18 protein-coding genes are annotated in these 22,334 nt (G+C 62.4%); 12 read left to right on the top strand and 6 right to left on the bottom strand.

Annotated features, from left to right (window positions below):
- Positions 1-85: 85 nt before the first annotated feature.
- Both ACEW8Q_RS07100 and ACEW8Q_RS07105 read right to left on the bottom strand, forming a co-directional pair.
- A complete protein-coding gene (locus tag ACEW8Q_RS07100) occupies positions 86-544 on the bottom strand; it encodes a GFA family protein (RefSeq protein WP_373503354.1) in 459 nt (152 codons plus the stop codon).
- On the bottom strand, positions 541-1,029 hold the full coding sequence (locus ACEW8Q_RS07105) for a GFA family protein (RefSeq protein WP_373503355.1): 489 nt from the start codon (positions 1,027-1,029) through the stop codon (positions 541-543). The genes ACEW8Q_RS07100 and ACEW8Q_RS07105 overlap by 4 nt, the downstream gene beginning before the upstream one ends.
- Before the next feature lie 103 nt (positions 1,030-1,132).
- Here ACEW8Q_RS07105 and ACEW8Q_RS07110 point away from each other — a divergent pair, with 103 nt between their 5' ends.
- Genes ACEW8Q_RS07110 through ACEW8Q_RS07135 form a run of 6 tightly spaced genes read left to right on the top strand, consistent with a single transcriptional unit; the run spans position 1,133 to position 8,672 of the window.
- Complete coding sequence (locus tag ACEW8Q_RS07110) at positions 1,133-2,659, top strand: ATP-binding protein (RefSeq protein ID WP_373503356.1); 1,527 nt, start codon at positions 1,133-1,135, stop codon at positions 2,657-2,659.
- Between the two features lie 17 nt (positions 2,660-2,676).
- Positions 2,677-4,491, top strand: a complete 1,815-nt coding sequence (locus tag ACEW8Q_RS07115) for a sensor histidine kinase (protein WP_373503357.1) — start codon at positions 2,677-2,679, stop codon at positions 4,489-4,491.
- A 59-nt stretch (positions 4,492-4,550) separates the two neighbouring features.
- Positions 4,551-6,098, top strand: a complete 1,548-nt coding sequence (locus tag ACEW8Q_RS07120; RefSeq protein WP_373503358.1) for a sensor histidine kinase — start codon at positions 4,551-4,553, stop codon at positions 6,096-6,098.
- Positions 6,099-6,144: 46 nt separating this feature from the next.
- Complete coding sequence (locus tag ACEW8Q_RS07125) at positions 6,145-7,566, top strand: ATP-binding protein (protein WP_373503359.1); 1,422 nt, start codon at positions 6,145-6,147, stop codon at positions 7,564-7,566.
- On the top strand, positions 7,566-8,279 hold the full coding sequence (locus tag ACEW8Q_RS07130) for a response regulator (protein WP_373503360.1): 714 nt from the start codon (positions 7,566-7,568) through the stop codon (positions 8,277-8,279). Before ACEW8Q_RS07125 ends, ACEW8Q_RS07130 begins: the two co-directional genes overlap by 1 nt.
- Positions 8,280-8,306: 27 nt before the next feature.
- The gene (locus ACEW8Q_RS07135; protein ID WP_373503361.1) at positions 8,307-8,672 is read left to right on the top strand and encodes a response regulator; all 366 of its coding nucleotides are present in this window, start codon (positions 8,307-8,309) and stop codon (positions 8,670-8,672) included.
- A gap of 58 nt (positions 8,673-8,730) precedes the next feature.
- On the opposite strand, the gene ACEW8Q_RS07140 is transcribed toward ACEW8Q_RS07135, so the two are convergent.
- Positions 8,731-9,942 (bottom strand): NADP-dependent isocitrate dehydrogenase, encoded by a 1,212-nt coding sequence (locus ACEW8Q_RS07140; RefSeq protein ID WP_373503362.1) that lies wholly within the window; start codon positions 9,940-9,942, stop codon positions 8,731-8,733.
- A 146-nt stretch (positions 9,943-10,088) separates the two neighbouring features.
- On the opposite strand from ACEW8Q_RS07140, the gene ACEW8Q_RS07145 reads away from it, so the two are divergent.
- Positions 10,089-11,231, top strand: coding sequence for a gamma-butyrobetaine dioxygenase (locus ACEW8Q_RS07145; protein WP_373503363.1), 1,143 nt, complete (start codon positions 10,089-10,091; stop codon positions 11,229-11,231).
- Complete coding sequence (locus ACEW8Q_RS07150) at positions 11,228-11,812, top strand: HD domain-containing protein (protein ID WP_373503364.1); 585 nt, start codon at positions 11,228-11,230, stop codon at positions 11,810-11,812. Before ACEW8Q_RS07145 ends, ACEW8Q_RS07150 begins: the two co-directional genes overlap by 4 nt.
- Here the strand turns inward: ACEW8Q_RS07150 and ACEW8Q_RS07155 are convergent.
- Positions 11,809-14,496, bottom strand: a complete 2,688-nt coding sequence (locus ACEW8Q_RS07155; protein ID WP_373503365.1) for a CHAT domain-containing protein — start codon at positions 14,494-14,496, stop codon at positions 11,809-11,811. The genes ACEW8Q_RS07150 and ACEW8Q_RS07155 overlap by 4 nt on opposite strands.
- 64 nt (positions 14,497-14,560) lie before the next feature.
- Complete coding sequence (locus ACEW8Q_RS07160; protein WP_373503366.1) at positions 14,561-17,524, bottom strand: CHAT domain-containing protein; 2,964 nt, start codon at positions 17,522-17,524, stop codon at positions 14,561-14,563.
- Positions 17,525-17,622: 98 nt separating this feature from the next.
- Here ACEW8Q_RS07160 and ACEW8Q_RS07165 point away from each other — a divergent pair, with 98 nt between their 5' ends.
- The 3 genes from ACEW8Q_RS07165 to murI all read left to right on the top strand — a co-directional run bounded on the left by ACEW8Q_RS07165 (position 17,623) and on the right by murI (position 20,565).
- The gene (locus tag ACEW8Q_RS07165; protein WP_373503367.1) at positions 17,623-18,867 is read left to right on the top strand and encodes an MFS transporter; all 1,245 of its coding nucleotides are present in this window, start codon (positions 17,623-17,625) and stop codon (positions 18,865-18,867) included.
- Between the two features lie 67 nt (positions 18,868-18,934).
- The gene (locus ACEW8Q_RS07170) at positions 18,935-19,750 is read left to right on the top strand and encodes an RNA methyltransferase (RefSeq protein WP_373503368.1); all 816 of its coding nucleotides are present in this window, start codon (positions 18,935-18,937) and stop codon (positions 19,748-19,750) included.
- Positions 19,747-20,565 (top strand): glutamate racemase, encoded by an 819-nt coding sequence (murI, locus tag ACEW8Q_RS07175; protein ID WP_373503369.1) that lies wholly within the window; start codon positions 19,747-19,749, stop codon positions 20,563-20,565. Before ACEW8Q_RS07170 ends, murI begins: the two co-directional genes overlap by 4 nt.
- 4 nt (positions 20,566-20,569) lie before the next feature.
- Here the strand turns inward: murI and ACEW8Q_RS07180 are convergent, their stop codons facing one another.
- Positions 20,570-21,403 carry a carbohydrate ABC transporter permease gene (locus ACEW8Q_RS07180; protein WP_373503370.1) on the bottom strand — a complete coding sequence of 278 codons (834 nt, stop codon included), beginning with the start codon at positions 21,401-21,403 and terminating at the stop codon, positions 20,570-20,572.
- A gap of 242 nt (positions 21,404-21,645) precedes the next feature.
- On the opposite strand from ACEW8Q_RS07180, the gene rpsD reads away from it, so the two are divergent.
- Positions 21,646-22,263: a 30S ribosomal protein S4 gene (rpsD, locus tag ACEW8Q_RS07185; RefSeq protein WP_373503371.1), complete on the top strand. Its 618-nt coding sequence runs from the start codon at positions 21,646-21,648 to the stop codon at positions 22,261-22,263.
- Positions 22,264-22,334: the final 71 nt, after the last annotated feature.

A 22,334-nucleotide genomic window follows, 5' to 3' on the forward strand; every position in this document is an offset into this window, starting at 1 on the left:
GGCGCAGGCCGGCGGCCCGGATGCGGCCAAGGCGGAAGAGGCGATGGCGGCCATCAAGTCCGCGCTGGGCTGATGCCCCGGCGCTTCAGTCCCGGTCGGGGTGCTGGCGGCTCCTGAGCTTCTCCATCATGTCGGCCGGAATATCGTCCTCGGTCCGCGTGCCCGGAAGGGTGTGAAGATGGGCGAAAGCCGGCAACCGGGACTCGGTGCCATACTGGATGGCAGGCATCACCCGCTCGGGATGGTCGAGCGATCCGATGGAGACGGCAATCCGGCTTGAATAGTCATAGGCAAATGACAGCGGCGTGCCGCAATCCCTGCAGAATCCCCGCTGCACGATCCCGGAACTCTGGAAGAACGCGGGTTCGCCCTTCGTCCAGGACAGGCCGGATTTCGAGGTGCCGACCAGGGCCGCAAAATAGTTTCCAAAGGCCTTCTGGCACATGCGGCAGTGGCAGATGTGGGGGTTCTCGAAGGGCGTGGTGATGGCGTAGCGCACAGCACCGCACTGGCAGCCGCCGGTTGCATGAGTGTCGCCCGTCATGGCCAGTGCTCCGTGTCGTGGTCGGGGTGTTGAAGGCTTTTCAGCTTCTCCATGTCTTCGGCTGAACGGTAGTCTGCCGTCTTCTGTTCCGGAAGATCGTGCATGGTATGAAACCACGAGAGCCTGCTCTCGGTGCCCGATTGCTCCGTCATCGGAGGAATGGAGTCCGGATCATCGAGCGTGCCGATGGCCAACTCGTAGTTCACGTCGCCATCCTCGCGCATGAACAGGGGTGTCCCGCAGGCCGCGCAGAAGCCGCGCGAGACGATGGCCGATGAGCGGAACAGGGACGGAACCCCTCGCGACCAGGCGAGGTTTCCAGCAGGAACACTGACGAGCGCCGCTCCGAAATTGCCGAAGGCCTTCTGGCACATGCGGCAATGGCAGATGCCGGCCTTTCCGAGCGCGCCTTCGATCGTGTAGCGCACGGCGCCGCACTGACAGCCGCCAGAGTGGGTCTCCTTGCGCAAGGGAATCTTTACCATGATGCCGCTAGTCTGGTCTCCGCGAGCAGGGATGTCCAGTCGCGGTGGACAGGGACTGGCATGGCCTTGCGGGGGCCTCGCGAGTGGGTTGGAGGGACCTCGGATGAGCAAGGATGAGTCTGGCACGGAACGCATTCAGGACGCTGTCGTCCTGCTCGACATCCTCGACAACCTTCCGACCTCGATCTTCGCCAAGGATGAGAATCTGCGCTTCGTCTATTCCAACGAAGCCCATTGCAGCATCATCGGCCATCCGGAATCGACCCTGCTTGGACAGTCCGATGCCGACTTCTATCCCGCCGCCGAGGCTGCCGCGTTCATCGCGCGGGACCGCGAGGTGATCGAGGAGGGAGCCACCATCGAGTGTGAGGAGGTCGCCACCGGCGCTTCTGGAATCTCGATTCCCGTGCTGACCCGCAAGACCAGGCTCGTCACGCCGGATGGCAAGCGCTACCTCATCGGCACGAATGCCAACATGACGGAGGTCCGCAAGCGCGAGGAACAATATCGCGCGCTGGCGCAAACAGTTCCCGTGGGCGTCTGGCAGGTGGACGAGACCGGCACCACGACTTTCGCAAACCCGCGCTTCATGGCCTATCTGGGGATCGACACGGACGATCTTCCGCAGACCGACATCGCCAGTCTTCTCGGTGGCGCCCGGCAGGACTTTCCTGGCATCGCGTCGCGGTTCGAAACCGACCTCGCCTCGCCAGCGAGCGGCGAGCGGCGGGTTCTGGTGATCAGTTCCGGCTGGCTGTCGCTGACCTCCGACGGCTTGCGTTCGGCCATCGTGAGTGTCGTCGACATCTCCGAGATGACCCAGTTGAAGCGCGTCAATGACGAGATCTCGCGCCTGAACAACGAGCTTGCCGGCAACATGAAGAAGCTGAAGGAAGCGCAGGACGAGGTGCTGCGGCGCGGCCGCATGGCACAGTTGGGGCAGCTGACGGCCACTGTGGCGCATGAAATCCGCAATCCCCTCGGCGCTGTCCGCACGGCCGCATTCCTGCTCGACCGGAAGCTGAAGGACAAGGGGCTGGGCGTCGAGCAGCAGCTCCTGCGCATCGCCAACGGCATCACGCGCTGCGACAACATTATTTCGCAGCTTCTCGACTTCTCCCGCACGCGGTCCTTGCAGGCCGAGGAAACGGCGCTGGACGAGTGGATGTCACGCATCGTCGCGGAGGAGGCCGAGCGGCTTCCGGCCGCCGTCACCATCGAGTGCGAATTCGGACTCGCAGATATCACCGCGATGATCGACGGCGCCCGCATGTGCCGCGTCGTCTCCAACCTGCTGTCGAACGCCTCGGAGGCGATGGTGGGCAAGGGTGACGATCCATCCAAGTTCACGACAGGCACGCCGCATATCCTGGTTTCAACGCGGGCCACGTCGCGCGGTGCTGAAATCATCGTGAAGGACAATGGCCCCGGCATGACGCCTGAAATCCTGTCCAAGGTTCTGGAGCCGCTGTTCACCACCAAGAACTTCGGCACTGGCCTCGGCCTGCCAGCGGTGGAGAAAATCTTGCAGGATCATCATGGCGGCCTCGAGATCGTCTCGGCGCCGGGAGAGGGCGCCACCATCACCGCGTGGTTCCCGCTGCGCCAGCCCGTCAGCGATGCGGCCTGACGGAAAGGACTGACACCGTGACGGAAGCCCTTGCATCCCGCGTCGCCGGCCTCAAGCTCGGAGGCATCGTCGCGGTGTTGCTGCTGCCCATGCTGGTCCTGTCCTTCTTCATGGTCAGTTCGCTGCGGCAGGACATCGGCTTTGCGCAGCGCGAACTGCTGGGCGTGGAAATGAACCGGCTGGTGATGCCTGTCGCCGTCAGTGCGGCGATGGGCAAGCTCGATCCTGCCGCGGTGGATGCGCTTCGGCAGTCAGGCGCTGCGATTTCCGCCGAACTGGGCGTGAAGGCGAAGTTCGACACCGCACTCGCCACCTTGCTCACCTACGGGATCAATCCCCGTTTCGCGCTTGATGCGCTTGTGGCCCTGCAGATCGACGTGGCCACGAAGTCGAACATCATTCTCGATCCATTTGCGGAGACATATTACCTGGGTTCCGTTCTGAGCCAGCACGGCCCTAGCCTTCTGGCCGACTATGTGAGGCTTTTCACACTTGCCTCGCGGGCGTTGAAGGACGGAGCCGTCAGCCGGGCGGATACGGCCGCACTGTTGCTTGCCACGGGCGCATGGAAGGAATCGCAGGACCGGGTGCGCGTCGGCATAAGCGAGGCCGCCGCCGCCACGCATGATCCCGCCTCCTATGCAGCACCGATTTCGATCGCAAAGGAAATGCTCGATCATCCCGAGCATGTGGCAATGCTCTTTGCAAGGACGCCGGATGGGGAGCTTGCGGCGAAGCTCGCCGCCGCTGACGAATTTGGTGCCGAGAGCGGCCACATCATAGAGGACATCGAAGAGCTCTGGTCCTTCTCCGCGGCCGCCTTTGCGCAGCGCCTCGATGGCCGGCTCAATGCGATGAGGCTGAGGCTTTATGCATTGCTGGCCATCGCGGCACTGGCATGCCTTGTGGGGGTCGGTGGCGCGGCCCTGATGTTCCGCTCGACCTTGAAGCAGCTGGATGGCGTGAAACTGTCACGTGACCAAGCCGAACTTGCACAGCGGGAGGCCGAGCAGGCCACTCGCGAAGTGACGCGGATGAACGAGGATGTCGTCCGGCTCAATGCCGATCTTGCGCGAAACCTGGCGATGCTGCGTGAAGCGCAGGACGACAGTCTGCGGAAGGGCAAGATGGCGCAACTCGGACATCTGACCGCGACCGTCGCGCACGAGTTGCGCAATCCGCTCGGTGCCGTCCGGACATCGGCCTTCCTTCTGTCGCGGAAGCTGAAGGACAAGGGCCTGGGCATCGAACCGCAGATCGAGCGCATCAACAATGGCATTACGCGTTGCGACAACATCATCTCGCAGCTCCTCGATTTCGCGCGGGCGAAGAACATCCAGCCTGAACGGATTGCCTTCGACGACTGGCTGGCGCGGTTGGTTGAGGAAGAAGCTCAGAAGTTGCCCGCTGCCGTATCGATTGAGTGCCGGTTGGGTCTCGACGGCCGGTCGATTTCCATCGACCCCGCCCGCATGAGCCGTGCTGTCATCAATCTGATCATGAACGCATCGGAAGCCGTTGTTGGCAAGGGCGATGATCCTTCACGATTTGCGGCACGGGCGCCGGCGGTCGGCATTTCGACGGCACTCTCGGCACGTGGGGTGGAGTTGACGGTCACCGACAACGGGCCCGGCATTGCACCCGAACATCTCGACAAGATCTTCGAACCGCTGTTCACCACCAAGAGCTTCGGGACAGGTCTCGGTCTTCCCGCCGTCCAGAAGATCATGGAACAGCATGGCGGTGGCCTTGAATTCAAATCCGCTCCCGGCCAGGGCGCTTCCTTTACCATCTGGTGGCCGGTGGACGTTCCCGAAGCGAGGGTAGCATGAGGTTTTGGAACAGGCGCAAGTCGGGACCGAGTTCACGGGAGGCCGGCACCTCGCAATCAGTGCAGAAGGCTTCCTGGCCGCGCGTCCATCTCATCTATTTCGCGCTCGCGTCCGTCGATGTCGCGGCCATCGCGGCAAGCCTCGTCATCGGCTTCCATATGCTTTCGACCTTCGAGAAGGGAGCCGACCGCAATCTGTCGTTTGACCGGCAGTCGGCGTCACTCATCGCGTTTTCATCTGCGATCACTGAAACGCAATCGGTTGTCGTGTCAGGCCTGATGCAAAAGCAGTTGATGGCTACCGCAGCCGATGTGCGCCTGAGGGCCGCCACCTTCCGCCGCGAGTTCGCACTGTTCCGGCAGCAGATGAATGGGTCCATCAGTTCCGCTGCGCTGAGCCGCATCACGCCCATCCTCTCCAAGATGGAGAGCGGCTTCAACTCCATGGAAGCGTCCGCCCTCAAGGCCATGGATGACATCGCGGCCGGCAACGCGGAGAGCGCGTGGCGGAATTTCTCGCAGATGCAGTCGCGCTACACGACCTTGCAGTTTCTTATCAGGGACGTCAGCCAGAAGGCCAATCTGCTCCGCAAGAGCGGGAATGAAAGCGACCTTGCAGCGGTCCGCGGCATCCAGAAATACGAGTACCTGATTGCCGGCCTGCTGGCCTTCATCATTCTGGGTATCATCGCCTATGGCCACTTCGTCGGCCGCCTGATGCAGCGGAAGTATGCGGAGGTCGCGGACGCCAACGAGCGCCTTGCCGCCTCGAATGACGAGATCCAGGCTCACGCCGCACAGGTGGAGGCTGTCAACCGGGAGGTTGCCGCGCTCAATCAGCAGATGCAGGAGAACCTCACCCGGCTTCGCGAAACGCAGGACGAACTTCTGCGGAAGGGCAAGATGGCTCAACTGGGCCAGCTGACGGCCACCGTCGCGCATGAACTCCGCAATCCGCTGGGAGCGGTACGGACCTCGGCCTTCCTTCTGGAACGCAAACTCAAGGACAAGCAGCTTGGCGTTGAGCCGCAGATCGAACGCATCAACAACGGCGTCACCCGCTGCGACAGCATCATCTCGCAGCTTCTCGACTTCGCGCGTTCCAAGGCCGTGCAACCTGAGACTCTTGCACTCGACGACTGGCTGGCGAAGCTTGTCGAGGAGGAGGCGCAGCGGCTTCCTTCCGCTGTGTCGGTTGAATGCCGGCTTGGTCTTGGCGAGCTTGCCGTGCCGTTCGATCCTGCGCGCCTCAGCCGGGCGCTGATCAACCTCCTGTCGAATGCGTCTGAAGCCATGGTCGGCAAGGGAGACGACCCATCGAAGCTCACGACGAGAAATCCAACGATTTCCATCGCGACGCGGCGATCGGCTCGCGGGGCTGAAGTGTCGGTCTCCGACAACGGTCCGGGCATTGCATCGGAACACCTGGAGAAGATTTTCGAACCACTGTTCACCACCAAGAACTTCGGTACGGGGCTGGGGCTTCCCGCCGTGCAGAAGATCATGGAGCAACATGGCGGCGGGCTGGAAGTGTCGTCCGCTCCCGGCCAGGGCGCCACCTTCACCATCTGGTGGCCGGTGACCGGGACTGCGGAGATTGCCGCATGATGCCTGTCAGCAGCGAGGGCTTTGGGTGAGCCACGCCGGAGCTTCCATGCCAATCGACGGCCTGTCCATGCGGGATGGCGCATTGCGCCGCCTCGCCTGCGGCCCACGCTTCCTGCTGGCAAGCATTCCGCTGGCCGCGCTTTGCTTTGGTGCGGTTGGCTATCTTGTCGTCGGGCACGCAACGGACCGGATTGTCCGGGCCGATGCACTGGCAACCGCTCAGGGCTGGTCGGCGCAGTTCATCCAACCCTTCGATGAAATGGACAGTCTGCTTGCCACCGGCGAAGTTACCGCTGGGCAGAAGAGCTTCTTCACCGCCTCGGAACGGCAGGGACAGATAATCCGTTTCAGGCTGTTCGATGTTCACGGGCGTCTCGTTATGGCTTCCGACGAAGTTGCCGCGGCGCCGGCCGACATAGCGCTCCGCGATCACGATCCCCATGCCGTGAAAGTCATCAACGGCGGCCGCGAGATTGTCCGGCTGATCGGAAATGCGAACGAAGCAGCACATCCGGTGGTTCTCGCGGAGGCCTATGTTCCGCTGCGGGACGGCCTTGGAGAACTGAGGGGCATCGTTGCCGTTTCCGTCGACGAGACGGCCATGGCCGAAAGCGTATCCAGCGCCTTGTTGTGGGCAGGTGCTGCACTCGGCGCGCTGATGGCGCTTGCCATCGGCACTTCCGCAGCGGTGATCGCCTATGGCAGGAGGTCCAAGCGGCACGCTCTTGATGCGGGTGCGATCGACACGGATCGTGCGCCGATGAACGCAAGCCTTACGGCGCTCGGCGAGGAACTGGAAACGGCACTCCGCCAGTTGAATGACGCCAAGACAAGGCAGTCAACGACAGAAAAAAATGTACCGCTTGGCCAGCTTCCGGTCATTGACCCCAGGAACTTGCACAGTCCGCAGGCGGTTGCCCAAACATCTGCCTTGCTGCTTGAAAGCAAGACCGGGGACAAGCGAAATGGCATCGAACCGCAGAGCATCGCGCTCGATGATTGGATCGCGCGGCTCGTCGAGGAGGAGGCAGAGAGACTGCCCCAGACCATGGAAATCGAATGCCGCCTCGGTCTTGGCGATAGCATTGCTTTCTTCGATCCGGATCGCCTGAACCATGTGCTCGTCAAATTGCTCGTGAATGCCGCGGAGACTTTTGCAGGCAGGGGCGGCGAAGCAGCCCGTGGATCGGTGGAGGTTCCGCGCATTACGGTTTCAACCCGTATCACCGGGCGCGGTGTGGAGATCGCGGTGGCCAACAATGGCCCCGGGATGCCGTCCGATCAACTGGGCAATATTTTCGAGCCGTTGTTCACGGCGAAAAGCGATGAAACCGATCTCGGATTGCCTGCCGCGTTGAAGATCATGGAACAGCATGGCGGCGGCATCGACGTTCAATCCCATCCCGGCCAGGGCGCGGTCTTGACTGCGTGGTGGCCTATCGAAACCCGCATGAAGGAGGCCTCCTGATGTCCAAGCCGCTGCGGATTCTTGTCGTCGATGACGACGAGGACAATGCCAACTCGCTGGGCGAACTTTTCGAACTCGAAGGGCACCACGTCACCGTCGCCCATTCCGGCGAAGATGCGGTGGCGGCCTATGTGACCTCGAACTTCGACCTCGCCTTCATGGATGTGATGATGCCGGGCCTCAACGGCGTCGAGAGCTTCATGGAAATCCGCAAGCTGAAGCCCGAGGCCAAGGTCTTCATGATGACCGGCTACAGCGTCGAGCAGCTCTTGCAGCAGGCGATGGACCATGGCGCCATGGGCGTTCTCACCAAGCCCGTCGACATCGACAAGCTTCTGAGAGCGGTGGACGAGGTGAGGCCCGGCGGCATCGTGCTGATCGCCGACGAGGACCCGATGTTCGGTGCCAGCCTCAAACAACTAGTGGAGGGTGCCGGTTTGCGCTGCGATCACCTGCGGCGTGAGAGCGACCTTCTGATGGATGCCGATGCACTGGCCATCATCGACATCGGTAAGCCGCTGATCAATTGCGTGGAAGTCTATACGCGCCTCAGGCGGCAGGGCCATGCGCGGCCCTCGATCATCGTTACCAAGTCCGCCGACCAGAGCGGCGATGCGATGGCGGCGCTGCGCGACGTGGCCGTGACCGGCATCCTGAACAAGCCCTTCGACCCGATGCTTCTGCTGCAGCGTCTCACAATTCTCGCAGCCTGATTGAAACCCGTATCCCTGGAGATCACGATGTCCCGTTCGCTCAATATCCTTGTCGTCGACGACGATGCCGAAAACGCCGAGTCCCTGGCTGAACTCTTCGCCATGGACGATCACAAGGTCATCGTCGCCTATGACGGCGACCAGGCGATCGAGGCCTTCAGCCTGAACAAGGTCGACATCGGATTCTTCGATGTGATGATGCCGGGCAAGAATGGCGTGGACAGCTTCCTCGAGATCAAGCAGATGCACCCCGAAGCCCAGATCTACTTCATGACCGGCTACAGCGCCGATGACCTGCTGAAGAAGGCCATGGAGAATGGCGCCAAGGGCGTGTTCGGCAAGCCGGTGGACCTGTCGAAGGTTCTGGCGATGCTGGAGAAGGCCGCCGCCTGATCAAGATTGACAAGCCGGGACCGGGCGTCATCCGCCCGATCCCGTGCCATTTTGTGGGTCAGGCCATCGCCTTCTGGAGGTTTGCGTCGACAGCGTCGAGGAAGCCCTCCGTCGAGAGCCACGACTGCTCGGGGCCGACGAGGACGGCGAGGTCCTTCGTCATCTGGCCGGCCTCGATGGTATCGACCACGGTCTTTTCCAACGTATTGGCGAATTTCAGCAGCGCCTCATTTTCATCCAGCTTGGCGCGGTGCTTGAGACCGCCGGTCCAGGCGAAGATCGAAGCCGCCGAGTTGGTCGAGGTCTGCTTGCCCTGCTGGTGAAGGCGATAGTGGCGCGTCACCGTGCCGTGTGCGGCTTCAGCTTCAACCGTCTTGCCGTCGGGCGTCATCAGCACCGAGGTCATCAGGCCCAGCGAGCCATAGCCCTGCGCCACAAGGTCTGACTGGACGTCGCCGTCATAGTTCTTGCAGGCCCAGACATAGCCGCCGGTCCACTTCATAGCGGAGGCCACCATGTCGTCGATCAGGCGGTGCTCGTAGGTGATGTTCTCGGCCTCGAACTGTGCCTTGAACTCGGCGTCGTAGATCTCCTGGAAGATGTCCTTGAAGCGGCCGTCATAGAACTTGAGAATGGTGTTCTTGGTGGAGAGATAGACCGGGTATTTGCGCGACAGGCCATAGTTGAGCGAGGCGCGGGCGAATTCCCTGATCGATTCATCGAGGTTGTACATCGCCATGGCGACACCGGCATCGGGCGCCTTGAAGACTTCCCTCTCGATCACCGTTCCATCCTCGCCCACGAACTTGATCGTGAGGGTGCCCTTGCCGGGGAAGGTGAAGTCGGTGGCGCGATACTGGTCGCCGAAGGCATGGCGGCCGATGATGATGGGTCTGGTCCAGCCAGGCACCAGGCGAGGAACGTTCTGGCAGATGATCGGCTCGCGGAAGATGACGCCGCCCAGAATATTTCGGATGGTGCCGTTGGGCGACTTCCACATCTGCTTGAGGTTGAATTCCCTCACGCGGCCCTCGTCGGGCGTGATGGTTGCGCACTTGACGCCAACGCCGTGCTTCTTGATGGCGTGAGCGGCGTCGATCGTCACCTGGTCGTCGGTCGCGTCGCGGTTCTCGACCGAAAGATCGTAGTAGTGTAGGTCGATGTCGAGATAGGGGTGGATGAGCTTCTTCTTGATGAGGTCCCAGATGATGCGGGTCATCTCGTCGCCATCGAGTTCGACGACGGGGTTGGCCACCTTGATCTTCGCCATGTCAATTGCCTTTTGTTGCACTGCAGAATCTGCTGTCCAGCCTATAGCAAGGGCCTGCCATGCGGGCAATTCAGACGGAAGAGGGAGGCGGCTTGCGGGTCAGCCTGGTGCAAGGCAGATTGCTGCTGAAGATGAAGGATCGAAACATGAACAGCCCTCAGCCTCGGGTGATCGACGGCGGCCGCGCCGTGGAAATGACGCTTGGCGGCACACCGCATCGCTTTCATGCTCTCTGGCTCCGCGACAACGCGCAGGACGGCGAGACGCGCAGCCCCGGCAATGGCCAGCGGCTGATCACCATTCTCGACATTCCGAAGGACACGCGGATTGCGGACGCCCAAGCGTCGAACGGCACCGTGTCGCTCCGATTCGAGCCGGAAGGACGGACCATCGACTATGATGCCGCATGGCTCGCCTCGCATGCCTATGATTGCCCGTCCTCCCGTGAGCCCGGCTGGACGGACCCGGACATCGAACGCTGGGACGGCAGGCTCCACAATCAGGTGCCATCCGAGAGCTGGGCCGCCGTCATCTCCGATCGCAACGCACTGGGCCGCTGGCTCGCTGCCGTGCGCCGTTTTGGCTTCGCGGTGATGACAGGTACGCCCACCGCGCCGGGCACGCTGTGCAACGTGGCAGAGCTATTCGGATATGTGCGCGAGACGAACTACGGGCGATGGTTCGAGGTGAGGGCGGAGGTCAACCCCAACAATCTCGCCTATACCAATCTCGGTCTTCAGGCTCATACTGACAACCCTTATCGCGACCCGGTGCCGACGCTGCAGATTCTTGCCTGCCTCGAAAACTCCGTGGACGGAGGGGATTCGATCGTGGTCGATGGGTTCAAGGTGGCTGAACGCCTGAAGCAGGAAAATCCGCGCGGCTTCGAACTGCTCGCGAAGCATTGCGCGCGCTTTGCCTATGAGGGCTCCAGCGGTGTGAGGCTGCGGTCCAAGCGGCCGATGATCGAGCTGGGGCCGGACGGCGAGCTGATCGCCATCCGCTTCAACAACCGCTCGGCGACGGCTTTCACCGATGTTCCCTACGGGGACATGGAGGATTACTATGCGGCCTACAGGCGCTTTGCGGAATTGATCGAGGATCCGTCCATGGAAGTGACGTTCAAGCTGAAGCCCGGCGAGCTTTTCATCGTCGACAACACCCGCGTGCTTCATGCCCGCAAGAGTTTCTCCGGTTCCGGCAAGCGCTGGCTCCAGGGTTGTTACGCCGACAAGGACGGGCTGCTCTCGACACTCGCCGCCATTGAAGAAGAAGGACTGCCCGCATGACCGCCCCCGCGCTCGACCGTTCAAACATCGTGGACTTGATCGCCGATATCTTCGAACGGCGCGGCGCCGAGTCCTATCTGGGCGAGGCCGTCACCATGTCGGAGCATATGCTGCAGGGCGCGGTGCTCGCCGAAAAGGAAGGCGCGCCCGAGGAACTGGTGGCGGCGGCGCTGCTGCACGACATCGGCCACTACACGTCCGAGTTCGGCACCATGTCATTGGGTGACGAGCGCGACAATTATCACGAGGAGGCGGGCGCTCATGTGCTGGAGCCTTTCTTCCCGCCGGTCATCACCGAATGCGTGCGGTTGCATGTGCCTGCCAAACGTTATCTGTGCGCCACTGACAAGGGTTACTATGACCGGCTGTCGGAAGCTTCCAAGCATACGCTCTCGTTACAGGGTGGGCCGATGAGCACGGAGGAAGTGACCGCCTTCGAGCGCAATCCTTTTCACCGCGAGGCAGTGCGCGTGCGCATGTGGGACGACGAAGGCAAGAAGCCCGAAATGCAGACGCCGCCGTTCCGGCACTATGTGCCGCTGCTGAAACGTGTTGTGGAGCGGCAGGGTGGTGGAGCCTAGAGCCAGTTGCCCATGAGGATAAACGGTGACCAGTAATAAGGGTGGCGCGTGGTGATGGCGGCATCTGGTGCGGGAGCTGCGGCAGGTTCCTCGCCATCAGTGGCGCCGCGGGTCTTGAGATCGACATCCGCAATGGGCATGCCGCGCAGCATGGCGATCTGGGCACGGCGCAGTGCATCGGCCTTGTCGAGCCCATCGTTCACGAGGCCCGCGTAGAAGTCCGCCATCAGCCGGCCCGAGGCATCGTCGGCGATGGGCCAGAGCGTCGCCATCACGGCGGACGCGCCGTTCATCTGCGCGATGGCGCCGAAGCTCTCGACTTCATCGCCTTCCGCGCCGCCGCCCTTGGCCGTTTCGCAGGCCGAGAGTGTCAGAAGATCGACGCCACCGAAGCGGAACCCGCGGCCCTTGCGGATCTGTTCGAGTGTCAGGGAATCGCCGTTGCCGAGCAGCAGGAACGAGTCGGTCTCGTTGCCGGGAACAAACTTGAAGTGGCTCGCGACGTGCAGGAACAGCGGCCGCTTCTTCAAGGCATCCTTCAGGCTGTCTGCTGTGAAGGACTGATCCAGCATGGGCGCGCCTGCCAGTTGGCCGCTGGCGTCGCTGCCCTCGAAAATTGCTTCCAGTTCCCTTGCAACGCCGGGAAGCGGCGAGAAGCCCGGATGTGCCGCGGTCAGCCCGAAGCCCGCGGCGGCTGCATCGTTGCGGTCCACCCCTTCGAACTTCGTTCGCGCGGCGGGCGTGTCCATTGCGATCGAATAGTCCTCGATGAGATAGCCCCGTTCCGATTTCAATGCTGCGAAGGGAAGGTAGCGCAGGAAGCCGCCAAGGTTCAGCATGATCACTTCCGTCCCCGAGGACTTCAGGTCGTCTTCCACGGGCTTGACGAGAATCTCATAAAGTTCAGACAAGTGATCATCGGCGGCAGGGTCTCGCGCTTCGATGGCGTTCAGCGCGTCGAAAATCTTCCGCGACAGATCGCTGCGCGACACACTCACCTTGCGATGCACCGAAACATCCTTCGCGGTAAGGAACAGGTGCAGTGTGTCGTCGAGGCTTGCCGCCTGCAGAAGCACGGTCGGGCGGGGCATGTCGCGCAGCAGTTCCTGCCGGTCGGCCGCATAATCGAGATTGAGCGCGGCAATCTCGTCCTGAACGTCGGCGGATTGTGATGCGCTGTCGGCAAGCAATCCGTCGACCGTCGAAATGAACGCCTCATAGCTCTTGTCGAGTTCCGCCTCGAGAGCGGCGATGCGGGCAATGTCGTCAGGGCTCAGCGTACCTGCCTGCTTTTTCTCGTTCAACTCATCAAGCTCGGTCGAGAGCGCCATGGCGCCCTGCATCGCGCCCTGAAGGCCTTCGGTGGCCGCGGACTCGCGTTTCGTCAATCCGGCCGTTCCGCTTTCGGTGCCGGCGGTTGAATCGCGGCGCACGAATTCGATGAGCTCCTGCTGTTTCAGCATGTCGAGCACGGCCTGACCTTCGGCGATGCGGCCCTCGGATACCAGAAGGTCGGCGAGGTCCTGATAAAGTCCCCGCCAACTTTCAGTCAGCGCGCTCGAACTGCTCTGGTCCAGCTCGCTGTTTTTCTCGCGGATTTTCTGGTGCGTGTTCACTGCAAGCTTTGCGAAGAGGATGGCCTTGCGCTTCTGCCCAAGAGCGCCGTAGGACTTCGACAGTGACCGCAGCGCCCAGCGTTTTGGCGCCAGGCTGATATCCTTGAAACGCTCGTAGACGACCAGCGCGCGGAGATTCAGGGCCACGGCCTCGGCATGGCGGCCTTGCCATTCGCGGATGATCCCCATGTTGTTCAGCACATAGCCGACGCGATCCAGCTTCGGGCCCGGTGCGCGGATGAGAATGTCCAGACCCTTGGCGGACTCCTCGTAGGCCTCGTCGTAGCGCTTGAGCTGGGCGAGCGACCAGCCGATATTGATATGCAGATATGCCACTTCCTGGCTGTTTTTCCCGGAGATGGGCTCAAGGATGGCGAGTGCGTCGCGATAGGCGGTGATCGAGTCCTCGTGGCGGGTCATGTTCTCGAGTGCGTTGCCCATGTTGAGCAATACATTGCCAACGGATGCCGAGGTCTTGCCGTTCAGTTTTTCGTAAATGCCGCGGGCGGTTTCAAGGCGTTTCATTGCCTCGCCGGGCAGGCCCATGAGCTGGTAGTTCATGCCCAGTTCCTCGTTGGCCACGGCCACCATCATCTCGTCGCCGGATGCCTTTGCCAGTTCGGCAACGCGCGACGCAGACTTCACTGCATCGCCATAGAGAGCGAGTTCACGCTCGGACACCGCAAGATAGTTGAGGATCTGGAGCGGGTTGCAGGTGGCCTTGTTCTCGTCGTTCTCGCAGAGCCAGAGCGTCCGCTTCAAGAGATCGCGGGCGCGGCGGTGATCGTCCTCCGCGCCACGGCTCAGGAAGATGTATCCGAGGAAGAAGTTCGCGTTCACGTCTCCGCGCGACGCCGCCGCCGAGTACCACTTGATGGCCATATCGAGATCGACTGGCACACCCTGTCCCATCCGATACCTGTCGCCCAATTCAATGAAGGCCGAGACGTCACCTTGCGCGGCGCGCTGCTCAACGGTGAGGTTCTTGCCGTCCGTCTCCTGGGCAAGGATCGGCGTGGCAAAAGCCATGGAGATAACGACGGAGAGAGGAAAGAAGAACTGGCGCATGAAACCGTTCACTTCGGAAGGGCTAGTGATGTGAATGATAATTCAGGCGGAAATGTGCGCTGTGTCAAAGCCAGTTTCCCATCAGGATGAAAGCCGACCAGAAATAGGGGTGCGAATGCGGCTGCGGTTCTGCCAGTGCTGCACCGGCCTCTTCATCAGCCCCCTGTGCGCCGCGTTTTACCAGCATGGCGACGGCATCGCCGCCACCATGGATCATGGCGACTTGCGCTGCCCGAAGTGCAGTTGCCTTGTCGAGTTCGCTCTCCAGCAGGCCGCGATAGAACTGCGCCATGAGTTCTGCGGTCGACGCATCGGAAATTGGCCACAGCGTGGCCATGACGGATGATGCACCGCTGGCCTGCGCCAGAGTGGCGAAGCTCTCGACTTCCTTGCCGTCTGAGCCAACTTCGCCCGCAGTTTCGCAGGCAGACAACGTGAGGAGGTCGACATCGGTGAACTGGAAGCGTTGATCGGTGCGGATCGATTCGAGTGACAGCGCGTCACCCGTTCCCAGCAACAGGAACGACTTGCTCTCGTCGCCGGGCTCAAGCTTGAAGTGGCTGGCGATATGCACGAATTGCGGCCGCTCTTCGAGGGCGAGCGCGAATTCATCGGCACTGAAGGCGCGGTTCATGCGCGGCATCCCTGCGAAGACGCCGGCATTGTCGCTGCCATCGAACAGTGTTTCCAGTTCCTGCGCCACGCCGGGCAGTCCTGAGAAATCCTGCAACGCGTCAGTCACGCCGAAGCCCACGGCGCGCGTGCGGTCGCGCTCGCTTTCCGCGTATTGCGTGTCGGCGGCTGGCGTCTGCATGGCGAGGGCATAGTCCTCGACCAGGTAGCGCTGGCCTGAATGCAAGGCCGCAAAGGGAATGTAGCGGAGGAAGCCTTCGAGGTTCAGCATCACGACTTCGGCTCCCGACGCCTTGAGATCGGACTCGACCGGCTTGATCAGCACGTCATAGAGCGCCTTGAGTTTGGCCTGGGCCTGAGAGTCCGCGCGGGCAGCGGCATTCCATCCATCGAAGGCCATGCGGGCAAGGAGTGCACGCGGCACCGCGACACTGCGATGGACCTGCGTGGAGGGTCCCGTGAGAAAGATGTGGACGGCATCATTCAGCGAGGCGATCTGGAGCATGACGGCCCGGCCCTTGAACTGGCGGAGCTTCTTCTGTGACTGTCCCAGCATGTCGAGGTGAAGCTGGACGATCTCGCCCTGAACGGCAGCCGTCTCGGTCGCCAGCGCGTCGATCAGCGCCTTCACTTCCGTCTGGAAGACGCGGTAGTTTTCCTTTAGCGCCGCCTTCAGCTCGTCAAGACGGGCCGCCTCCTGCTGATCGAGTTTCTGCTTCTTCGATTTCGCGATGAGCCTGTCGAGTTCGTCTGCCGCCGTGAAGGGTTCTTTCAGCAGCCGGTCGATCTCGCCAAGCGTCTTCTTCTCCGTCTTCGTGAGCGGTGCCTTGCTGTCGGTGGGCAGCAGGTTCGGCCTGCCGCCGCGCACGAAGTCGATGATCTCCTGGCTCTTGATCAGGTCGATCACGCGTTGGGCTTCCTCAAGCCGCCCTTGGCCGATCAGAAGATCGGCGAGAGAGAGATAGACGTCGCGGTAGCGTTGCGCGAAGGAGTTCGAGAGTTCGGGCGGCAGGTCGCGGTTGGCGGCACGGATTTCCTGTTGCTTGTTCACTGCCTTCTTGGCGAAGAGAATGGCGCCGTTGACGTTGCCATCCGCCGCGAGAACGAGGGACAGGGTACTCAAACTGTCGCGCAACTCGCTTGGCGAGTTCTCGCGCTCGAGGCTGCGGATGCTGCGAATGAGCGTGTCGATGGCCTTGCCACGCTCGCCGGCACGCGACTGCACAGACGCAAGCTCGCGCTGGACGATGGCCGAGCGGACATTCTCCGGCCCCAGCAGATCATCGAAGATCGAGATCGAAAGTCCGAAATGATATTCGGCGCCGTCGAGGTCGCCATCATCGCGGGCGTAGGTGCCGAGTCGGGTTTCAGCGTCGGCAACCGTCACATGCATCACGCCATAGGTTTCGGCGAAGCGGCGGCGGGCCTGCGACTGGTACTGGATGGCCTCGCCAAAACAATTGAGCCTGCCCATGCTGCGGGCCGCCTCGTCGAGCGCCTCCGCTGCGCGCTTGCTGCTTTTCTGCAACTCGAGGATCGCGAAGGACTGTCCGAGCGCGGTGAAAGATGCCGTCCATTCGCCAGCACGCCGCAGGGCGATCGCCTGATTGTGAAGGGCACGCGCGGTGGTGAGATCGAAGGGACCGAGCTGCGCACGCGCAATATCAACCGCGCGGGAAATCACAGTTTGCGCGCCTTGCAAGTCATCGAGGCGGCTGAGGATGGTGAATGTGTCGATCAGCACTTCAACGAGACTGCTCGCATGGCGCTTCGGGTTCAACTCGTAGATCTTCTGCGCGCGGCCCAGCGACGTGAGCGCATCGTTGAAACGGCTGAGACCGCGCTGCACCTGAGCCAACGTATGGCTGTTGAGTGCCTCCAGATCCGCGTCGCGCGCCGGTCCCGCGGAATAGAGCGCAATGGCTCTTTCGAGTTCGGTGATCGCGGCCTCGCGGCGGCGCATGTTGGAATAGAGGATGCCGCGCTCGCGCAGCAGCTCCGCCATGGCGAACCCCTGCGGGTCGAGCGCAAGCAAGGTCTTCTCTGCTTCTGCCATTTCGTCCAGCGCCGGCTTGAACTGCGAGGCACGGCGAAGCACCTGCGCGAGGTTGAGCCGGGCCGCCGCGGCCTCGATGCTCTCCCCGCCGTATTCAGCGATCACCTTGGCGAGCTGCTCACGCTTTATGGTCAGGTCCTGGGCCAGGTTGCGCTGCCTGCCGCCGCCGGGAGCCGGTGTGCTCTTGACGATGGGCGAGGCGTCCTTTGCGTAGGATGCGCTGGCGTCGGTAAAGGCTGCGGCGGCTTCGCGGCATGAAGGCGGGGTGGACGCAAACGCACCAGAACAGGCCCAGAACAAGCCCATGCCGATGATCGCCGTCTTCCTCACGCCATACATGGGGGGCGTTCTAACATAGATTGCAGCGCCCCGGAACGGCGGGAGACGGGGCCGCCATCTCACGGTTATCGCCCAAGCTTTGACAGTCTGTGGCGGGCATGGCAGGGCTCGTCACCATGAAGGTTACAGATCCCCGGGCCAACGCGCTGCGCCACAAGCCCTTCGTCTTCTATTGGCTGGCGCTCTGGGCTGCGAGCTTTGCCGTACAGATCATGTCGGTCTCCGTCGGTTGGCAGGTCTATGACATTACGCGCGATCCGCTGGACCTGGGGCTGGTCGGGCTGGCCCAGTTCCTGCCGCCGCTGCTTCTCGTTCTGGTGACTGGCCTCGCCGCCGACAAGTTCAATCGGCGCCTGATCATGGGCCTGTGCCTTGCGCTCGAGGCACTCTGCGCGCTGGCCTTCATGGTCTTCACATGGTCGAACCCGACGACGGTTCTGCCGGTCTTCGGCATTCTGGTGGTGCTGGGCATTGCGCGCGCCTTCCTCAACCCCGCATCAGACGCGCTGGCGCCCAACCTGCTGCCGAAGGAGGCGATCGCGCACGGTATCTCGCTCAACTCGATGGCATGGCAAATTGCCAACATCGTGGGGCCTGTGGCGGGCGGCCTTCTCTACGGTATCGGCGGCACCATCGCCTATGGCGTTGCCCTGGGGCTTATCGCACTCGCCGCCGTTCTGGTGATCCTCATCGGGAGCGTGCCGCAGGCCAACCACGCCGAGCAAACGACGCTCGACACGCTGTTCGCGGGCTTTGCCTTCATCCGCAAGGAAAAGATCGTGCTGGGTGCCATCTCGCTCGATCTCTTCGCGGTGCTGCTGGGCGGGGCCGTGGCGTTGCTGCCGGTCTATGCGCGAGACATCCTTGAGGTGGGGCCATGGGGCCTGGGCCTCCTGCGCGCGGCTCCGGGAATGGGGGCAGTCCTCATGGCGCTCTACCTGGCGAAATTCGGCATCAGGGACAGGGCAGGCGTCATCCTCTTCGTCTTCGTCGCCGCCTTCGGCTTCTTCACCATGGTGTTCGGCCTGTCGACCTGGGTGCCATTGTCGATTGCGGCACTGGCGCTGATGGGCGCCTGCGACATGATCAGCGTCTATATCCGCGAGACACTGCTGCAATTGTGGACCCCGGACGACGTCAGAGGCCGGGTCAACGCCGTCAACCGCGTCTTCATCGGCGCCTCGAACGAGCTGGGTGAATTCCGTGCGGGTGTCGTCGCCGCCGGGATTGGTGCTGTGGCCGCCGTCTCGCTTGGTGGGGCCGGCACCATGGCGGTGGCGTACTTCTGGTCGCGGTGGTTCCCGGAGCTTCGCACCGCGCGGCGGCTCGACGGCCGGTCCTGATCAGGATACTGCGTCCGGCAACTGAAGCCCTTTTCCTCAGGCCCGGTTGGGTCTATCTGCGCTGATCATGGCAGGCACCGACAAGACCAGGAATCAGGTTCTCGGACCCGCACCCATCGCGGTGCTGGTCAATCCGCAGCTCGGCGAGAACATCGGCACGGCGGCCCGCGCCATGGCGAATTTCGGGCTGCATGAACTGCGGCTGGTAGAGCCGCGCGATGTTTGGCCGAACGAGAAGGCGCTCACCTCGTCTTCCGGCGCCAACTGGATCATCGAGAGCGCAACCGTTCATGAAACGCTCGCCGACGCGCTGAACGACATGAACTACGTCTATGCGACGACGGCGCGCCCGCGCGGCATGATCAAGGAAGTGATCACGCCGGAGCAGGCGGGCCATGACATGCGCGCCCGCGTTGCGCGGGGCGAGAAGGTGGCACTGCTTTTCGGGCGAGAGCGCTTCGGGCTTTCGAATGACGAGGTGTCGCTGGCAGACGTGATCGTGACGGCGCCGGTCAATCCCGCCTTCGCCTCGATCAACATCGCGCAGGCGGTGCTGCTCATGGGCTATGAATGGTTCAAGGACCAGGCTGAAACGCTTGGCCAGCAAACGCCGGAACTCGCAGCCCTCGAAGGGCCGGGCCTGCAAACGCCGGACACGCGGCTCGCCACCAAGGAAGAACTCTACGGGTTCATCGCGCATCTCGAACGCGAGCTCGACGTCGCCGGGTTCTTCAAGACCGAGGACAAGAAGCCCGGCATGCTGCGGAACATCCGCAATTTGTTTGCAAGGGCCGCACTCACCGAACAGGAGGTGCGCTCGCTCCGGGGCATCGTCTCGTCGCTCACGCGGGCGCATGAGCGGAGGAAGGAAGGCAGGGGATGAGTGCGCCGCGCGTACTTCTTTTCGATTCAGGTATGGGCGGGCTCACCGTCGCCCGCGCCGTCCGCACGCAGCTCCCCGGCGCGCATCTTGTGTATTCCGCTGACAATGCGGGCTTTCCCTATGGAGCCTGGAAGGAAGCAGATCTCGCGAAGCGCATCGTCCTTGTGCTGGGCGCGCTGATCGAGCGGGTGGAGCCCGCCATCGTCGTCATTGCCTGCAACACCGCCTCGACCATCGCATTGGCCCAGTTGCGCGATGCCTACAAGGTGCCATTCGTGGGGACCGTTCCTGCGATCAAGCCCGCCGCGGCCCAGACCAAGTCCGGCATAATCGGCGTGCTGGCAACGCCCGGCACGGTGAGCCGCGAATATACCCACGCGCTGATCCACACCTATGCCTATCACTGCAAGGTGTTCCTCCATGGTGCGAAGCGGCTGGCCGAGATTGCAGAACTGAAACTCAAGGGCAGGCCTGTGGATATGGACGAGCTCCGCGAGGAGATTGCGCCGGTATTCCGCAAGCGTGACGGCCAGAAGACCGACGTGGTGGTGCTGGGCTGCACGCATTATCCGCTGCTGGTCGAAGACATGCTGAAGGTGCAGCCGTGGCTGGTCAAATACATCGACCCGGCACCCGCCATCGCGCGGCGCGTGGCGGATGTTCTGGACGAGACGCCGCTGAAAGAGGCCGAGAAGACTGTCCCTGTGCACAATTCGGTTCTTCTCACCGCGGCGCGTGGTCAGGCCGCAGACTCACTCGCCGCCTATGCCGCGATGGGCTTCGATCATCCGGAGTTCCTCGACCTTCCGGTCTGAGCGGCTAACCCTTCGCCAATCCCATCGTCAGGCCGCGGACGAGATGGCGCTGCACGAGCAGGATGAAGACGAAGCCGGGCAGGATGCTGGCGGTGCTCAAGGCCGCCGTGAAGCCCCAGGTCTGGGTGACGACGAGGCTCAACTGCACGGGCAGCAGCCTGATGCTGGTCGTCAGGAACAGCGCCATCAGGAATTCCGTCCACGAGAAGATGAAGCACAGCACGGCGGTGGCCGCGATGCCGCCGCGGACGAGGGGCGTATAGATTCTGACAAAGCACTGGACGGGCTTTGCGCCGTCGATCATAGCGGCCTCGCCCACTTCGCGCGGCACGTCGTCGAAGAAAGATTTCAGCAGCAGCACTGCGAAGGGCAGGTTCATCGCCGCATGGGCGAGGATGACGCCCAGCCGCGTGTCGCGGAGGCCCACATGATGGTAGACGAAGACCAGCGGCACGATGATGGCGATGGGCGGCATCAGGCGCTGGAACAGCACCCACAGGAAGAACTGCCGCCGCATCCGGAAGTCATGCAGCGACAGCATGTAGCTCGCGGGCAGGGCGACGGTGAGGACGAGGAGGGTCGAGCCCAGCGCGACCGTCACCGAATCGATGATGGAGGCTTGCGAGGCGAAGAAGGCCGGGCCGCCGCCGAGGATGGTCACGATGTAATTGTCGAATGTCGGTTTGAAGCCGAACCAGACTACCGCATCCTTGTCGAAGATGGCGGAGGCGGGTTTGAGCGACGTCAGGCCCCACCAGAAAAGCGGAAAGAGAAAGACGATCACGACCGCCATGGCGGCGGCATCCCGGAACAGGTTATGGAGTGGGCGGGGTGTCATCAGGTCCGAAGTCTTGGGAATCTCGGCCCAACTTGTGCGGCAGCCCCGCCAATCGCAAGAGCCATCCAGTCCATGGGGCCATGCGGGATTTGACAGGCCATCGGGCATCGCCTATACGCGCCGCAGCACGGGGTCCGTTCGGCCCCGTGTTTGCTTGCCCACGCCTCTTCATGAGGCTGTCGGCCGGGAGACCGGCGTCAAGGAGGGTAGGTTCTCTTGAAACGTCTATTGGAGACCGTAAAATGACGAAGCGCGCAACCGCGAAGTATAAAATCGACCGTCGCATGGGCGAAAACATCTGGGGCCGCCCGAAGAGCCCTGTGAACAAGCGTGAATACGGCCCCGGCCAGCACGGCCAGCGCCGCAAGGGCAAGATGTCGGACTTCGGCACCCAGCTGAAGGCCAAGCAGAAGCTCAAGGGCTATTACGCCAACCTCTCCGAGCGCCAGTTCCGCGCGGTTTATGACGAAGCCGTCCGCATCACGGGCGACTCGTCCGAGAATCTCATCGGCCTGCTCGAGCGCCGCCTCGACGTGGTGGTGTACCGTTCCAAGTTCGTGCCGACCGTTTTCGCCGCCCGCCAGTTCGTGAGCCACGGCCACGTCAAGGTGAACGGCCGCCGCGTGACCATCGCCTCGATCCGCCTCAAGGTTGGCGATGTGGTCGAGCTGACGGAAAAGGCCAAGGGCCTCGCCAATGTGCTTGAAGCCACCCAGCTGGCCGAGCGCGATACCCCGGACTATATCGAGGTCGATCACAAGGGCATGACCGCCCGCCTCATCCGCGTTCCAGGCTTGGGCGACGTGCCTTATCCGGTTCAGATGCAGCCGAACCTGGTCGTGGAATTCTACTCGCGCTAATCGGCGCGATTTTCCCGGCAGATTTCAGACGGCAGGGGAAACCCTGCCGTTTTTCTTTGGGCGGTGCAGCC

Origin of the sequence: Aestuariivirga sp. (assembly GCF_041738905.1) — a bacterium.
Classification (GTDB): domain Bacteria; phylum Pseudomonadota; class Alphaproteobacteria; order Rhizobiales; family Aestuariivirgaceae; genus Aestuariivirga.

Bases quoted from the DNA above. Each gene is read 5' to 3' on its own strand.
- ACEW8Q_RS07145 (WP_373503363.1), top strand. From the start codon at position 10,089: ATGAACAGCCCTCAGCCTCGGGTGATCGACGGCGGCCGCGCCGTGGAA.
- murI (WP_373503369.1), top strand. From the start codon at position 19,747: ATGAGTGCGCCGCGCGTACTTCTTTTCGATTCAGGTATGGGCGGGCTC.
- rpsD (WP_373503371.1), top strand. From the start codon at position 21,646: ATGACGAAGCGCGCAACCGCGAAGTATAAAATCGACCGTCGCATGGGC.
- ACEW8Q_RS07135 (WP_373503361.1), top strand. From the start codon at position 8,307: ATGTCCCGTTCGCTCAATATCCTTGTCGTCGACGACGATGCCGAAAAC.
- ACEW8Q_RS07100 (WP_373503354.1), bottom strand. From the start codon at position 544: ATGACGGGCGACACTCATGCAACCGGCGGCTGCCAGTGCGGTGCTGTG.
- ACEW8Q_RS07180 (WP_373503370.1), bottom strand. From the start codon at position 21,403: ATGACACCCCGCCCACTCCATAACCTGTTCCGGGATGCCGCCGCCATG.
- ACEW8Q_RS07170 (WP_373503368.1), top strand. From the start codon at position 18,935: ATGGCAGGCACCGACAAGACCAGGAATCAGGTTCTCGGACCCGCACCC.
- ACEW8Q_RS07130 (WP_373503360.1), top strand. From the start codon at position 7,566: ATGTCCAAGCCGCTGCGGATTCTTGTCGTCGATGACGACGAGGACAAT.
- ACEW8Q_RS07105 (WP_373503355.1), bottom strand. From the start codon at position 1,029: ATGGTAAAGATTCCCTTGCGCAAGGAGACCCACTCTGGCGGCTGTCAG.
- ACEW8Q_RS07110 (WP_373503356.1), top strand. From the start codon at position 1,133: ATGAGCAAGGATGAGTCTGGCACGGAACGCATTCAGGACGCTGTCGTC.
- ACEW8Q_RS07125 (WP_373503359.1), top strand. From the start codon at position 6,145: ATGCCAATCGACGGCCTGTCCATGCGGGATGGCGCATTGCGCCGCCTC.
- ACEW8Q_RS07150 (WP_373503364.1), top strand. From the start codon at position 11,228: ATGACCGCCCCCGCGCTCGACCGTTCAAACATCGTGGACTTGATCGCC.
- ACEW8Q_RS07155 (WP_373503365.1), bottom strand. From the start codon at position 14,496: ATGCGCCAGTTCTTCTTTCCTCTCTCCGTCGTTATCTCCATGGCTTTT.
- ACEW8Q_RS07165 (WP_373503367.1), top strand. From the start codon at position 17,623: ATGGCAGGGCTCGTCACCATGAAGGTTACAGATCCCCGGGCCAACGCG.
- ACEW8Q_RS07160 (WP_373503366.1), bottom strand. From the start codon at position 17,524: ATGTATGGCGTGAGGAAGACGGCGATCATCGGCATGGGCTTGTTCTGG.
- ACEW8Q_RS07140 (WP_373503362.1), bottom strand. From the start codon at position 9,942: ATGGCGAAGATCAAGGTGGCCAACCCCGTCGTCGAACTCGATGGCGAC.